This is a genomic window from Cellulomonas sp. P22 (assembly GCF_044392165.1).
On the sequence record NZ_JBISBW010000011.1, the window covers coordinates 14,193 to 28,888 of the forward strand.

Sequence of the window (14,696 nt, forward strand, 5' to 3'; positions counted from 1 at the left end):
GTGATCCGCGTCAGGCTGAGGGCGGCCTGTGGTGCAGCCGCACCGCGGCCACGAGGGAGGACAAGGACACATGAGCACGACGGCGTCGCACACCACCACCACGACCACGTGGCCGACGGGCAGCGGAACACCGCTCTCGAGCGAGACCCTCGACCGTGTCCATCGGTGGTGGCGGGCCGCGAACTACCTCTCCGTCGGGCAGATCTACCTGCTGGCCGACCCGCTGCTGCGCGAGCCCCTCACGGTCGAGGACGTCAAGCCGCGCCTGCTGGGTCACTGGGGCACGACCCCGGGCCTGAACTTCCTGTACGCGCACCTCAACCGCGTCATCCAGGAGCGCAGCCAGTCCACGCTGTACATCACGGGCCCCGGGCACGGCGGCCCGGGTCTGGTCGCGAACGCGTACCTCGACGGCACGTACTCCGAGTACTACCACGACATCACGCACGACACCGAGGGCCTGCGCCGGCTCTTCCGGCAGTTCTCCTTCCCGGGCGGCATCCCCAGCCACGTCGCGCCGGAGACGCCGGGATCGATCCACGAGGGCGGCGAGCTCGGCTACTCGCTGTCCCACGCGTACGGCGCGGCGTTCGACAACCCCGACCTGCTGGTCGCCGCGGTCATCGGCGACGGCGAGGCCGAGACGGGCCCGCTCGCGACGAGCTGGCACTCGAACAAGTTCGTCAACCCGATCCAGGACGGGGTCGTGCTGCCGATCCTGCACCTCAACGGGTACAAGATCGCCAACCCGACCGTGCTCGCCCGCATCCCCGAGGACGAGCTGCTCGACCTCATGCGCGGCTACGGGCACAAGCCGCACATGTTCGTCGCCGGCTTCGACGACGAGAGCCCGGAGTCGTACCACGCGCGCTTCGCCGAGGTGCTCGACACGGTGATGGACGAGATCGCCGAGATCAAGGCCCGCGCGGCCACGGGCGACGACAGCCGGCCGCGCTGGCCCATGATCATCTTCCGCACCCCGAAGGGGTGGACCTGCCCCAAGGTCATCGACGGCAAGCAGGTCGAGAACTCGTGGCGCTCGCACCAGGTCCCGCTCGCGAACGCGCGCGACACCGTGGAGCACCTGCGCACGCTCGAGGACTGGATGCGCAGCTACCGCCCCGAGGAGCTCTTCGACGCGGACGGCAAGGTCAACGCCGACATCACCGCGCTGGCGCCCGAGGGGCCGCTGCGGATGAGCGCCAACCCGCACGCGAACGGCGGCCTGCTGCTCCAGGACCTGCGCCTGCCCGACTTCCGTGACTACGGCGTCGACGTGCCCGTGCCGGGCGGCTCGGTCACCGAGGCCCCCCGGGTGCTCGGTGAGTGGCTGACCGACGTGATCCGCAACAACCCGAACAACTTCCGCATCTTCGGGCCGGACGAGACGGCGTCGAACCGCCTGCAGGCTGTGTTCGACGTCACCGACAAGCAGTGGGACGCGGAGTTCCTCGACCCGCAGGTCGACGAGCACATGGCGCGCATGGGCCGCGTCATGGAGATGCTCTCGGAGCACCAGTGCCAGGGATGGCTCGAGGGGTACCTGCTCACGGGCCGGCACGGGCTGTTCAACTGCTACGAGGCGTTCATCCACATCGTCGACTCGATGTTCAACCAGCACGCCAAGTGGCTCAAGGTCACGCGCGAGATCCCGTGGCGCCAGCCGATCGCGTCGCTCAACTACCTGCTCTCGAGCCACGTGTGGCGTCAGGACCACAACGGCTTCAGCCACCAGGACCCGGGCTTCATCGACCACGTGATCAACAAGAAGGCCGAGATCGTCCGGGTGTACCTGCCGCCGGACGCGAACACCCTGCTGAGCACGTACGACCACTGCCTGCGCAGCCGCGACTACGTGAACGTGGTGGTGGCCGGCAAGCAGCCCGCGCCGAACTTCCTGACGATGGAGCAGGCCGTCGCGCACTGCACGCGCGGGCTGGGCATCTGGGAGTGGGCCGGCACCGAGGTGCCCGGCGAGGACCCGGACGTCGTGCTGGGCTGCGCTGGCGACGTGCCGACGCTCGAGGCCCTCGCTGCGGCGGACATCCTGCGCCGTGAGATTCCTCACCTGAAGGTGCGCGTCATCAACGTCGTGGACCTCATGCGTCTGCAGGACGAGGCCGAGCACCCGCACGGTCTGTCCGACCGCGACTTCGACACGCTGTTCACGCGCGACAAGCCCGTTGTTTTCGCGTACCACGGCTACCCGTGGCTCATCCACCGCCTGACGTACCGTCGCGCGGGGCACGCGAACATCCACGTGCGCGGGTACAAGGAGGAGGGCACGACGACCACGCCCTTCGACATGGTGATGCTCAACGACCTCGACCGTTTCCACCTGGTCATCGACGTCATCGACCGGGTGCCGAGCCTCGGGTCGAAGGCCGCCGGCCTGCGCCAGCGTATGCTGGACGCCCGCCTGGCAGCCCGCGAATACACCCGGGAGCACGGCGAGGACATGCCTGAGATCCGTGACTGGGTATGGCCCGACGTGGGCGACACCGCGACAGCCGCAGGCGGCCCGTCCTACGACGCGACCGCTGTGACGGGTGGCGACAACGAGTAGCCGCACCACCAGCACGACCCGCAGCACGCTCACCGCACAGGAAGAAGCACCACCCGTGTCTCGCAGCATCTACGTCACGTCAGCCGAGGGCGACACCGGCAAGTCGACAGTCGCCCTCGGTCTGGTCGACCTCCTGACCCGCAGCGTCCAGCGGGTCGGGGTGTTCCGCCCGATCGCCCGCTCGACGGCGACGCCCGACTACGTGCTCGAGCTGCTGCTCGCCCACGACGGTGTCGACCTCACCTATGCGGACTGCCTCGGGGTGACGTACGAGCAGGTCCACGCGGACCCCGAGGCGGCGCTGGCCGAGATCGTGCAGCGCTACCACGCGGTCGAGCGGCAGTGCGACGTCGTGGTGATCGTCGGCACCGACTACACGGACGTCGCCGGCCCCACCGAGCTGTCGTACAACGCCCGGATCGCCGCGAACCTCGGCGCACCGGTGCTGCTCGTGGTGAGCGGCAACGGCCGGACGCCGGACGACGTGCGGCAGGTCACGGACGTCGCGATCGGCGAGCTCGAGGCCAACCACGCGCACGTCATGGCCGTGGTCGCCAACCGCTGCGCACCCGACCAGCTCGACGAGGTCCGGACGGCCGTCAGCAAGAGCGTCCCGGCGTGGGCGCTGCCCGAGGAGCCGTTCCTGACGGCGCCCACGGTCCGCCAGCTCATGGAGGCCGTGGGCGGCGAGCTCTCGGTCGGCGACGAGGAGCTGCTCTCCCGCGAGGTCGTCGACGTGCTCGTCGGCGCCATGTCGATCGAGCACCTGCTCGACCGGCTGCAGGACGGCGTCGTCGTCATCACCCCGGGCGACCGCTCGGACATCCTGCTGGGCCTGCTCATGGCGCACGCGGCCGAGGGCTTCCCGTCGCTCGCGGGCATCATCCTCAACGGCGGCTTCTTCCCGCCGCCGACGGTCGCCCGGCTCGTCGAGGGCCTCGGCTCGCGGCTGCCCATCATCCGCACCGACGCCGGGACGTTCCGCAGCGCGAGCGCCGCGGGCCGCACCCGTGGCCGGGTCTCGGCCGACTCGCAGCGCAAGGTCGACTCGGCTCTCGCGCTGTTCGAGGGTCACGTCGACGGCGAGGCCATCGTCGCGGCGCTCGACGTCCCGCGCCGCGAGGTCGTCACCCCGCTCATGTTCGAGTACGAGCTGCTCGACCGGGCACGCGCGAACCGCAAGCACATCGTGCTTCCCGAGGGCAACGACGACCGCATCCTGCGGGCCACGTCGACGCTGCTCAAGCGGGGCGTCGCGGAGATCACGCTGCTCGGCGACGAGGCCGCGATCCGGGCCCGCGCGACCGAGCTCGGCCTGGACATCACCGAGGCGCACGTCGTGGACCCGCGCTCGGGCGAGCTGTTCGAGCGCTTCGCCGAGGAGTACACGAAGCTGCGTGCCCACAAGGGCATGACGGTCGAGCGGGCCCGCGAGATCGTCTCGTCGGTGTCGTACTTCGGCACGATGATGGTCGAGCTCGGCCTGGCCGACGGCATGGTCTCGGGTGCGCTGCACACGACCGCGCACACCATCAAGCCGTCGTTCGAGATCATCAAGACCGCCCCGGGCGTCTCCATCGTCTCGAGCGTGTTCCTCATGTGCCTCGAGGACCGGGTGCTCGTCTACGGCGACTGCGCCGTCAACCCCGACCCCACGGCCGAGCAGCTCGCCGACATCGCGATCTCGTCGGCCGCGACGGCCGCCCAGTTCGGCGTCGAGCCGCGCATCGCGATGCTGTCGTACTCGACAGGCGAGTCGGGCTCGGGGGCCGACGTGGACAAGGTCCGCGCGGCGACCGAGCTGGTGCGCGAGCGCCGGCCCGACCTGTCGGTCGAGGGCCCGATCCAGTACGACGCCGCGGTCGACGCCTCGGTGGCCCGCACGAAGATGCCCGACTCGGCCGTCGCCGGCCGCGCCACGGTCTTCGTGTTCCCCGACCTCAACACCGGCAACAACACGTACAAGGCCGTGCAGCGCTCGGCCGGTGCCGTCGCCGTCGGCCCTGTGCTCCAGGGTCTGCGCAAGCCCGTCAACGACCTCTCGCGCGGTGCCCTGGTGCAGGACATCGTCAACACCGTCGCGATCACAGCGATCCAGGCGCAGGCCCTGGACACCACCGCCCCGGAGGACCTTTCGTGAACCCGTCCCACGACACCACCCCCGCTGCCGCGCACGGCAGCGTGCTCGTCATCAACTCGGGCTCGTCGTCGGTCAAGTACCAGCTCGTCGACCCCGTGGGCGGTGAGGCGCTCGCCTCGGGCATCGTCGAGCGGATCGGCTCGCAGGACGCGCTGCTCTCGCACAAGCACGCGGGCACGTCGACCAAGCTCACCGAGCCCATCGCGGACCACGGTCAGGCGCTGCGCCGGGTCATGGAGCTGTTCGCCGAGCACGGCCCGGACCTCGCCGAGGCCGACGTCGTCGCGGTGGGCCACCGCGTGGTGCAGGGCGGGGACGTCTTCGACGGTCCGGCCCTGATCGACGACGCCGTCGTCGAGGCCATCGAGGCGCTGTCGCCGCTGGCACCGCTGCACAACCCGGCGAACGCCCGCGGCATCCAGGTCGCCCGTGAGCTGTTCCCCGACGTCCCGCAGGTCGCCGTGTTCGACTCGGCGTTCTTCCGCACGCTGCCCGACGCCGCTGCGACGTACGCGATCCCGCTCGACGTGGCCGCGAAGTACAGCATCCGCCGCTACGGCGCGCACGGCACCTCGCACCAGTACGTCGCGGCCGAGGTCGCGCGCCTGGTCGGGCGTCCGATCGAGGAGCTCAACCAGATCGTGCTGCACCTCGGCAACGGGGCGTCCGCCTCGGCGATCAAGGGTGGCGTCGCGGTCGAGACGTCGATGGGCCTGACCCCGCTCGAGGGGCTCGTCATGGGCACCCGCTCGGGCGACATCGACCCGGGCGTCATCTTCCACCTGCACCGCAACGCGGGGATGTCGATCGACGACATCGACAACCTGCTGAACCGGGAGTCGGGCCTCAAGGGCATGTCCGGCGAGAACGACTTCCGCGCGCTGCACGACCTGATCGCCGCGGGCGACAAGGACGCCGCGCTCGCGCTCGACGTCTACATCCACCGGCTGCGCAAGTACATCGGCGCCTACCAGGCTGTGCTCGGCCGCGTGGACGTCATCGCCTTCACGGCCGGTGTCGGCGAGAACGACGACATCGTCCGCGCCAAGGTCCTGACGGGGCTCGCCGATCTGGGCATCGAGGTCGACCTCGAGCGCAACGACGGCCGCAAGTCCGCGGCGACCGTCATCTCGCCCGACGGCGCGAAGGTCCTCGTCCTGGTCGTGCCCACGGCCGAGGAGCTCGCGATCGCCCGCCAGACGGTCGCGACGATCGAGGCGACCGAGGTCTGACCTCACCCGCTCGTCCCATCACGACAGCCCGCCGGCGGTCGATGGGCAGGGTATGAACCACCACGACGAGACGTCGTCGCCCACCCCACCGGTGAGCGGCGACGTCTTCTCGTTGGAGCGCTTCGCACTGCTGGCCCAGTCGGACCCCGCCGCGTGCGTCGCCGAGCACGAGAGCCAGATCGCTGCGGCCAGGGCCCGCGGTGACCGGGACGTCGAGGTGCAGGTCACCTACTTCGTGGGGGTCGCCCACCACCTCTTGGTGGACGACTCCGCGGCGTTGGACCTCATGGGGGCTGCGCTCGATCTCGCCGTCGAGCTCGGCGACCCGGCCTGGCAGGCACGCATCAAGAGCGGTCTCGCGTCGGTGCACAGCGCGTTCGGCGACAACGCCACGTCGATCGACCTGCAGGAGCAGGCGCTCGAGATCCGGCGAGGCCTGGACGACCAGCGCGGTCTCGCGATGACCCTCAACAACCTCGGCGCCACCTTCCTGTCGATGGGCGACTTCTGGGACCGGGCGCACGACCTGCTGATCGAGGCGCACGACCTGTTCGACGGCGTCGGAGACGACATGGGTCGGTGCACGGCGCTGACGAACCTGGCCGCCGTCGGTGTGGCGCGCAGCGAGCAGCTCGCGGCGAGCGACCCGGTCGCCGCGCAGGCACTGGCCGACGAAGCGGCCCGGTACGCCGACGACGGGGTCCGCCGCCTGCTCACCCTGCAGGACGTGGGTCGGGTGCTGATCGACGCGCGCCTCACCGAGGTCCGTGCGCTCCTCGCCTGCGGACGGGCCGCACGCGCCGCCGAGGTGTTCTCCGCGGTCGACGCGCAGATCGCCGCCGGCGACCTCTCCCCCGGTGACCCGCTCCGGCTGGGCGTCGCGGTGCTGCGTGGGCGGTGGCGTCGCATGCGCGGCGAGCACGATCTGGCCGTCGCCGAGCTCGAGGCCGGCCTTGCCCTGGCCGCCGGTGACGATCGGCCCTTCGAGCGGCTCGACCTGCTGGCCGAGCTCGTCGTCGCGCAGGAGCAGCAGGGCGACCACCGGGCGGCGCTCGCGACGCACCGGGAGTACCACGCGCTGGTGCTCCGCCAGCGCGACGAGGCGGCGGCGAACCGCGCCCGCCTGCTCAACTCCCGTCTGGACATCGACCGCGCGAGGCTCGAGGCCGAGGCCGAGCGGCTGCGCTCCGCCCAGCTCGAGCTCGACAACCGCACGCTCGCGTACGAGGCGACGCACGACTCCCTGACGGGGCTCGCCAACCGCCGCAGCTTCGACGCGCTCGTCGCCGTCCGCACCGAGCAGCCCGGCTCGGTGGTCGCGTGCCTGCTGGGCGACCTCGACCACTTCAAGTCCGTGAACGACGGGTTCTCCCACCTGGTAGGCGACGAGGTGCTGCGGCAGGCCGCCCAGGTGGTGGGTGCGTGCGTGCGGGAGACCGACGTGGTGGCCCGGTTCGGCGGCGAGGAGCTCGCGATCCTGCTGTCCGAGACAGATCCCGTGGCGGTCGCCGAGGTGGCCGAGCGCATCCGGGCAGCGGTCGCCGACCACCCGTGGGAGCTCATCGCCCCTGGGCTCCGCGTGACGATCAGCATCGGGGCTGCGGTGCGCGGTCCCGCGGAACCCGCGACGGACCTGCTGCGGCGGGCCGACGCGCTGCTGTACGCCGCGAAGAGCACGGGCCGTGACCGGATCGCGGTGGACTGCCTGTCCGCCTGACCGCTCGACCTCAGGCGCCGAGCCGCGCCGCGAGGAAGGCCACCGCGCGGGCGAGCGGCGGCACCGGATCGACACCCACGAAGCAGTGGTCGGCGCCGGGCACGACGTCGAGCACCACGTCGGTGGCGCCCGCGTCGACGAGGGCGTCACGCAGCCGCAGGCTCTGCTGGAGCGGGACGATCGCGTCCTCGGCGCCGTGCTGCAGCAGCATCGGCGGTGCGTCGCCGTGCGCCCGGGTCACGGGCGAGGCCGCCGCGGCGAGCGCTGTCCGGGCCGCGAGCGCACCGCCGAGCAGGAGGGCCTCGGGGCTGTCGAGCAGGTGGGCCTGAGGCATCGCGTGCCCACCGAGCGGGAGCGTGAAGTCGGTGGGTGGGTAGAGCAGCGCCGCGGCCTGCACCGGACCGGCGAACGCGTCACCCACCTCGGCCGCGGTACCCGCCGGCGGGGCGTCGGCCCCGGCCCCGGTCCCGGCCACGAGCGCGGCCAGGTGGCCACCCGCGCTCTCCCCCATCGCACCGACCCGTCCGGCGTCGATCCCGAGCGCGGGCGCCTGGGCCCGCAGATACCGCACCGCGGCACGCACGTCGTCGATCTGCGCCGGGAAGACCGCCTCGCCCGAGAGCCGGTAGTCGACGGTCGCGACAGCGAGACCGGCCGCGACGAGCGCGTCGTAGAGCCAGCCCGCGGGCCACGCCGCCGGGGTGCGGCGCCGGTCGCCGGACAGCCAGGCTCCCCCGTGCACCCAGACCACGAGCGGCACACCGGCGGCCCCACCCGCGGCCACGCGCTCGGCGGCGGTCTCGGGCACGTGCACGTCGAGCGCGAGCGGCCGGAACCCCGGCACGGTCCGGTAGGTGACCTCGCAGCGGCTGACAGCGCCCGCGACCACGCCCCGCACCGGGGCCGGCAAGGGCGGGAGCCCTGCCGCGGAGACGGGGTCGGGGACGGTCACGGCTGCCGCAGCGTCTTCATGGTGCGCAGCACGTCGGTGAACAGGCCGGTCCACCGCTCGCCCCCGAGCTCGAACAGCCGGTTCAGCCCGATGCCGGGCAGCCCCGCGACGCCGTGCACGCCGCGCTGCACCGCGATGGTCTGCTGCTCGGTCGTCTGCCACAGCCCTTCGGGTCCGTGCCGGTGCCCGAGGCCCGACTGCCCCCGTCCGCCCTGCGGTGCACCGGTCGAGCCCCACACGGCCGTGTAGCCCTCGTTGACGTTGACCGAGCCGGCCCGGACCCGGCGCGCGATCTCGGCGCCGCGTCGTGAGCTGCGGGTCCACACGCTCGCGTTGAGGCCGTACTCGCTGTCGTTCATGGCCGCGACGGCCTCGTCGTCCGAGGCGACGCGGTAGAGCGAGACCACGGGACCGAACGTCTCCTCGCGGTAGGCGCGGGCGCGGGCGCTCACACCGGCCAGGATCGTCGGTTCGTAGAACAGCGGGCCGATGTCGGTGCGGTGCACCCCGCCGGTGAGCACGCGCGCGCCGTTGCTCAGGGCGTCCTCGACGTGCTCGACGACGGTCGCGAGCTGGGTCGTCGACGTGAGCGAGCCCATGTCGGCGGCGTAGTCGAGCCCGGCGCCCAGCCGCAGCGCCCGGGTGCGGCGCACGAAGGCCTCGGTGAACGCGTCGGCGACGTCCTCGTGCACGTAGAGCCGCTCGATCGAGACGCACAGCTGGCCGGTGTTGGCGAAGCACGCCCGCACGGCGCCCTCGGCCGCGACCTCGACGTCGACGTCCTCCGCGACGTACATCGCGTTCTTGCCGCCGAGCTCGAGCGTCGCGGGGATGAGCCGTTCGCCCGCGCGGGCCGCGACGGTGCGACCCGTGCGGGTCGAGCCGGTGAAGCTCACCTGGTCGACGTGGTCGACGACTGCCGCCCCGATGCTCCCGTCGCCCACGACGACCTGCAGCACCCCTGACGGCAGCCCCGCCGCCTCGAGCTGCTCGGCCGCCCACAAGGCCGTCAGCGCGGTCTGCGGGTCGGGGCGCAGCACGACCGCGTTGCCCGCGACGAGGGCCGGCAGCGCGTCGCCCAGCGTGAGCGTGAGCGGGTAGTTCCACGGCGCCACGATGCCGACCACGCCCACCGGGTGCCGCAGCACCTCGACCCGGGTCAGGCCGGGGACGAGCCCGCGGACCCGACGCGGCGCGAGGTAGGTCCGGGCCCGCCGCGCGTAGTGCCGGGCGACGAGCGCGACGTCCGCGAGCTCCTCGTAGGCGCTCTGGCGCGACTTGCCGTTCTCGAGCTGGACCAGGTCGAGCACGTCGCTCTGGTGCGTGAGGACCAGGTCGTGCAGCCGCAGGAGCACAGCGGCCCGGTCGCGCAGCGGGGTGCGGGCCCACGTGCGCTGCGCGCGGCGTGCCTCGACCGTCGCTCGGGCCACGTCCTCGGGGGTCGAGAGCGGTACCGCGACGATCGGGGAGCCGGTGAACGGCGCGTACGTCGTCCACGTCGCGAAGCCGGGGGACGTCACGACACGGTCGAGCAGGGTGCGCACGTCGTCGGGTTCGAGCACGTAGGTCGCGAGCGGGTCGGTCTCGGGGTCGATGAGCCGGTCGGAGTCAGGGTCGTGCGCCATGCCCAGAGGCTACGTCGCTCAGGGTCGGTGGTGCGCGCGGTCGGTGGTGCGCGCGGAGGCGCCGGCGCTCGACGAGATCGGCCACGGCCCCGTCGCGGACGGCCCGAGCCCTCCTGGAGAGGAGGGGGCTCGGGCCGCCCGGCGGAACGAGGATCAGTGCGGCTGGTACGGCGAGACGACGACCTCGACGCGCTGGAACTCCTTGAGGTCCGAGTAGCCCGTCATCGCCATCGCACGGCGCAGCGCGCCGACCAGGTTGAGCGTGCCGTCAGCCGTGTGCCCCGGGCCGAAGAGCACCTGCTCGAGCGAGCCCGCCTGGCCCACGTGCACCCGCTCGCCGCGCGGCAGCTGCGGGTGGTGCGCCTCGGGGCCCCAGTGCCAGCCCTGGCCCGGCGCCTCGGTCGCCCGCGCGAGCGCCGCACCGAGCATGACCGCGTCCGCGCCGCACGCGATGGCCTTGACCAGGTCGCCCGAGCGCCCGACGCCGCCGTCGGCGATCACGTGCACGTACCGGCCGCCCGACTCGTCGAGGTAGTCGCGACGCGCGGCCGCGACGTCCGCGACAGCGGTCGCCATGGGCGCGTGGATGCCGAGCGAGACGCGCGTGGTGTGCGCGGCGCCGCCGCCGAACCCGACGAGCACGCCCGCGGCCCCCGTGCGCATGAGGTGCAGCGCCGCGGTGTAGGTCGAGGCCCCGCCGACGATCACGGGGACGTCGAGCTCGTAGATGAAGCGCTTGAGGTTGAGCGGCTCGGCCCGGCCCGAGACGTGCTCGGCCGAGACCGTGGTGCCGCGGATGACGAACAGGTCGACCCCGGCGTCGACGACGACCTTGGAGAACTCCTGCGTGCGCTGCGGCGACAGCGCACCCGCGACCGTCACGCCCGCGTCACGGATCTCCTTGAGGCGCTGCGCGATGAGCGCGGGGTCGATCGGTGCCGCGTACAGCTCCTGCATGCGGGCGGTCGCCTGCTCGGGGTCGAGCTCGGCGATCTCGGCCAGCAGCGGCTCCGGGTCGGCGTACCGCGTCCACAGCCCTTCGAGGTCGAGCACCCCGAGGCCGCCCGCCCGGCCCAGCGCGACGGCCGTCCGGGGGCTCATGACCGAGTCCATGGGGGCCGCGACCACGGGGAGGTCGAAGTGGTAGGCGTCGATCTGCCACCCGACGGACACCTCCTCGGGGTCCCGGGTGCGGCGCGAGGGCACCACCGCGACGTCGTCGAAGGAGTATGCGCGCCGTCCGCGCTTGCCGCGTCCGATCTCGATCTCGTTGCTCACGCGACCAGGTTACCGGGGCTCACCGGCCCGGGCCGTCGTCCGGCGGCCCCTGAGCACCCGGGTCACTGCCCCGCGGCCTCGGCGACCACGTCGACCAGCATCGTGCAGAAGGCCGGCAGGTCGTCGGGGCCGCGCGACGTCACGAGGGTCCAGCCGCCGGCGCGGTCCACGAACACCTCGGCATCGACCCACGTCGCGCCCGCGTTGCGCAGGTCCGTGCCCACGCTCGGGGCCGACGTGAGCGTCTTGCCCGGCGCGACTCCCGCGTCGATGAGCACCCACGGGGCGTGGCAGATGGCGGCGACGGGCTTGCCCGCCTCGGTGAAGCCTCTGACCAGCTCGCGCGCGGCCGGCAGGATGCGCAACCGGTCGCCGTTCACCGTGCCCCCCGGGAGCACCAGCGCGTCGAACTCGAGCGCGACCACGCCGTGCAGCAGCCGCCCGACCGGGTACGTCGCGACGGGGTCGCAGCCGTGCTCGACCGTCGCCACCTCGCCGAGCTCGGGCGCCACCAGCACCGGGGTCCCGCCCTCGTCGCGGACGACCGACCACGGCACCGCCAGCTCGGCGTCCTCGATGCCCGACATGCTCGTCACGAACGCGACAGTCGTCCCCGTCAGACGCCCCATGGTGTCCCCCTCGTCGACCGGTGACCCTTCCACGGTCACACCGCCCCCACGACCCCGCATCCCGGCGCGCACGGCGTGCGTCACGGCCCTGTGGGCGAGCGGTGGCATGCTGACGGCGGCACGAGGAGGACACATGACCTGGACCCTGGGACCGCTGCTCGGTTTCGACACCGAGACCACCGGCATCGACGTCGAGCACGACCGCATCGTCACCGCCGCGCTCGTCCGGCGCGACGCGTCGGGCACGCACGTGCGCACCTGGATCATCGACCCGGGCGTCGAGATACCCGAGGCGGCGAGCGCGATCCACGGCATCACGACCGCGCAGGCCCGCGCCGAGGGCATGGCGCCGTCCGTCGCCCTCGAGGAGATCGCGACCGTCCTGACCGACGCGTTCGCCGCGGGCACGCCGGTGGTCGCCTACAACGCCGGGTACGACCTGGGCATCCTCGACGCCGAGCTGCGTCGGCACGGGCTCGCCACCGTGGGCGAACGGCTCGGGCGCGCCGCGCAGCCCGTGATCGACCCGCTCGTGCTCGACCGGCACGAGGACCGCTACCGCAGGGGCAAGCGCAAGCTCGTGGACCTGTGCGGGTACTACGAGGTGGTCGACCCCGGGACGCTGCACACCGCGGACGTGGACGTCGTCGCGACGCTCGACGTGCTCGCCAAGATCGTCGGCCGGTTCCCGCACCTGGGGGCGCTCGACCTGGCCACGCTGCACGCGTACCAGGAGACGGCCCACCGCGCGTGGGCCGAGGGCTTCAACGCGTGGCGCGAGACCCGTGGCCTCACCGGACCCGGCGCCGCCCTCGAGTGGCTGGGCCCACGCCCCACCACCGCGGCCCCTGCGACCCCCCGACCTGCGGAGCTCGTGGCATCTCAGCCATGAGTTGCGCCAGGGGGCGGGCGGACGTACACGCGGCGGCACGGCCCGCCGTCGCGGAGACATCATCTCAGCCATGAGTTATCGTCATCGGGTGACGACGACCAGCACGACCGAGACCACCGAGCACCTCACACGGGTCGGCGGCCTTGTCCGCAGCGCCCGCCAGCACCAGGGGCTCACCCAGGCACAGCTCGCCGAACGGCTCGGCACGAGCCAGAGCGCTGTGCACCGCATCGAGCAGGGCGCCCAGAACATCAGCCTCGACATGCTCACGCGCATCAGCGCGGCCCTCGACTCCGAGCTCGTGACCATCGGCCCGCGGCACTCGCACCTGCGCGTGCACGGCGGTCACCAGCTCTCGGGCCGCATCGACGTGAACTCGAGCAAGAACGGTGCCGTCGCGCTGCTGTGCGCCTCGCTGCTCAACCGCGGGACCACGCGGCTGCGGCACGTGGCCCGCATCGTCGAGGTCGACCGCATCGTCGAGGTGCTCCGCAGCATCGGGGTGCGCGCCACCTGGTCGCCCGACGGGCACGACCTCGAGATCCAGGTGCCCGATCGCCTCGACCTCGCGTCGATCGACGTCGACGCGGCCCGCCGCACCCGGTCGATCATCATGTTCCTCGGCCCGCTGCTCGGGCTCGAGCGCGAGTTCGCGCTCCCCTACGCGGGGGGCTGCGACCTCGGCACCCGGACCGCCGAGCCGCACCTCATCGCGCTGCGGCCGTTCGAGCTGGACGTGACGACCACGGGCGGCTTCTACCAGGCGACGGTCGGCGCCGCACAGGCCCGCGACCTGAGCGTCGTGCTCACCGAGCGCGGCGACACCGTGACCGAGAACACGATCATGGCCGCGGCCCGGCGCCAGGGCGTCACGACCATCCGCAACGCGAGCTCGAACTACATGGTCCAGGACCTGTGCTTCTACCTCGAGCGGCTCGGCGTGACGATCGACGGCATCGGCACCACGACGCTGCGCGTGCACGGCGTGCCCGACATCGACACCGACGTCGAGTACACGGTCTCCGAGGACCCGGTCGAGGCCATGAGCCTGCTGACCGCGGGCATCGTCACCGGCTCCGAGATCACCGTCGGGCGGGTGCCGATCGAGTTCATGGAGATCGAGCTCGCGACGCTCGCCGAGATGAACCTGCGGTTCACCGTCTCGGACGAGTACCTCGCCGACAACGGCCGCACCCGCCTGGCCGACGTCACCGTGCACCCGAGCGAGCTGCGGGCACCGGCCGACAAGATCCACCCGATGCCGTTCCCGGGGCTCAACATCGACAACCTGCCGTTCTTCGCGGTCATCGCCGCGTGCGCGCAGGGCCACACCCTCATCCACGACTGGGTGTACGACGGTCGCGCGATCCACCTGACCGACCTCACGCGCCTGGGCGCCGACGTCCGCCTGCTCGACCCGCACCGGCTCGACGTGCAGGGCCCCACGCGCTGGTCGGGGGCCGAGGTCAGCTGCCCGCCCGCGCTGCGCCCCGCGGTCGTGATCCTGCTCGCGATGCTCGCCGCGAAGGGCACCTCGGTGCTGCGCGACGTCGACATCATCGCGCGCGGCTACGAGCAGCTCCAGGAGCGGCTCGTGAGCCTCGGCGCGCAGATCGAGACGTTCCGCGACTGACCCCGCGGGGCGTCCGCCCTCCAGCACGTACG

The 14,696-nt window shown here is 72.5% G+C and carries 10 protein-coding genes; 6 read left to right on the plus strand and 4 right to left on the minus strand.

Features of this window, described 5'->3' with window-relative positions; genetic code table 11:
• The first annotated feature begins 70 nt into the window (after positions 1–70).
• From ACGIF2_RS12640 to ACGIF2_RS12655, 4 genes are read left to right on the plus strand one after another with little or no spacing between them, the layout of a single operon-like run.
• Positions 71–2,566, plus strand: a complete 2,496-nt coding sequence (locus ACGIF2_RS12640; protein WP_396047124.1) for a phosphoketolase — start codon at positions 71–73, stop codon at positions 2,564–2,566.
• Positions 2,567–2,621: 55 nt separating this feature from the next.
• Positions 2,622–4,706 carry a phosphate acetyltransferase gene (gene pta / locus ACGIF2_RS12645; RefSeq protein WP_396047126.1) on the plus strand — a complete coding sequence of 695 codons (2,085 nt, stop codon included), beginning with the start codon at positions 2,622–2,624 and terminating at the stop codon, positions 4,704–4,706.
• Entirely contained in the window at positions 4,703–5,938 is a 1,236-nt protein-coding gene (locus tag ACGIF2_RS12650) for an acetate kinase (RefSeq protein ID WP_396047128.1), read from the plus strand. Before pta ends, ACGIF2_RS12650 begins: the two co-directional genes overlap by 4 nt.
• Before the next feature lie 52 nt (positions 5,939–5,990).
• Positions 5,991–7,655, plus strand: a complete 1,665-nt coding sequence (locus ACGIF2_RS12655; protein WP_396047130.1) for a diguanylate cyclase — start codon at positions 5,991–5,993, stop codon at positions 7,653–7,655.
• Positions 7,656–7,665: 10 nt separating this feature from the next.
• Here ACGIF2_RS12655 and ACGIF2_RS12660 read toward each other — a convergent pair whose 3' ends face one another.
• The 4 genes from ACGIF2_RS12660 to ACGIF2_RS12675 form a co-directional block, all read right to left on the minus strand.
• On the minus strand, positions 7,666–8,607 hold the full coding sequence (locus ACGIF2_RS12660; RefSeq protein ID WP_396047132.1) for an alpha/beta hydrolase fold domain-containing protein: 942 nt from the start codon (positions 8,605–8,607) through the stop codon (positions 7,666–7,668).
• Positions 8,604–10,232 (minus strand): succinic semialdehyde dehydrogenase, encoded by a 1,629-nt coding sequence (locus ACGIF2_RS12665; RefSeq protein ID WP_396047134.1) that lies wholly within the window; start codon positions 10,230–10,232, stop codon positions 8,604–8,606. The genes ACGIF2_RS12660 and ACGIF2_RS12665 overlap by 4 nt, the downstream gene beginning before the upstream one ends.
• A 153-nt stretch (positions 10,233–10,385) precedes the next feature.
• Positions 10,386–11,510 carry a GuaB3 family IMP dehydrogenase-related protein gene (locus ACGIF2_RS12670; RefSeq protein ID WP_396047136.1) on the minus strand — a complete coding sequence of 375 codons (1,125 nt, stop codon included), beginning with the start codon at positions 11,508–11,510 and terminating at the stop codon, positions 10,386–10,388.
• A 62-nt stretch (positions 11,511–11,572) separates the two neighbouring features.
• Positions 11,573–12,139: a DJ-1/PfpI family protein gene (locus ACGIF2_RS12675; protein WP_396047138.1), complete on the minus strand. Its 567-nt coding sequence runs from the start codon at positions 12,137–12,139 to the stop codon at positions 11,573–11,575.
• Positions 12,140–12,272: 133 nt separating this feature from the next.
• Between ACGIF2_RS12675 and ACGIF2_RS12680 the strand changes: the two genes are divergently transcribed.
• Positions 12,273–13,031 (plus strand): exonuclease domain-containing protein, encoded by a 759-nt coding sequence (locus tag ACGIF2_RS12680; RefSeq protein ID WP_396047140.1) that lies wholly within the window; start codon positions 12,273–12,275, stop codon positions 13,029–13,031.
• 70 nt (positions 13,032–13,101) lie between these two features.
• Entirely contained in the window at positions 13,102–14,664 is a 1,563-nt protein-coding gene (locus tag ACGIF2_RS12685; RefSeq protein WP_396047142.1) for a helix-turn-helix domain-containing protein, read from the plus strand.
• The last annotated feature ends 32 nt before the right edge of the window (positions 14,665–14,696 follow it).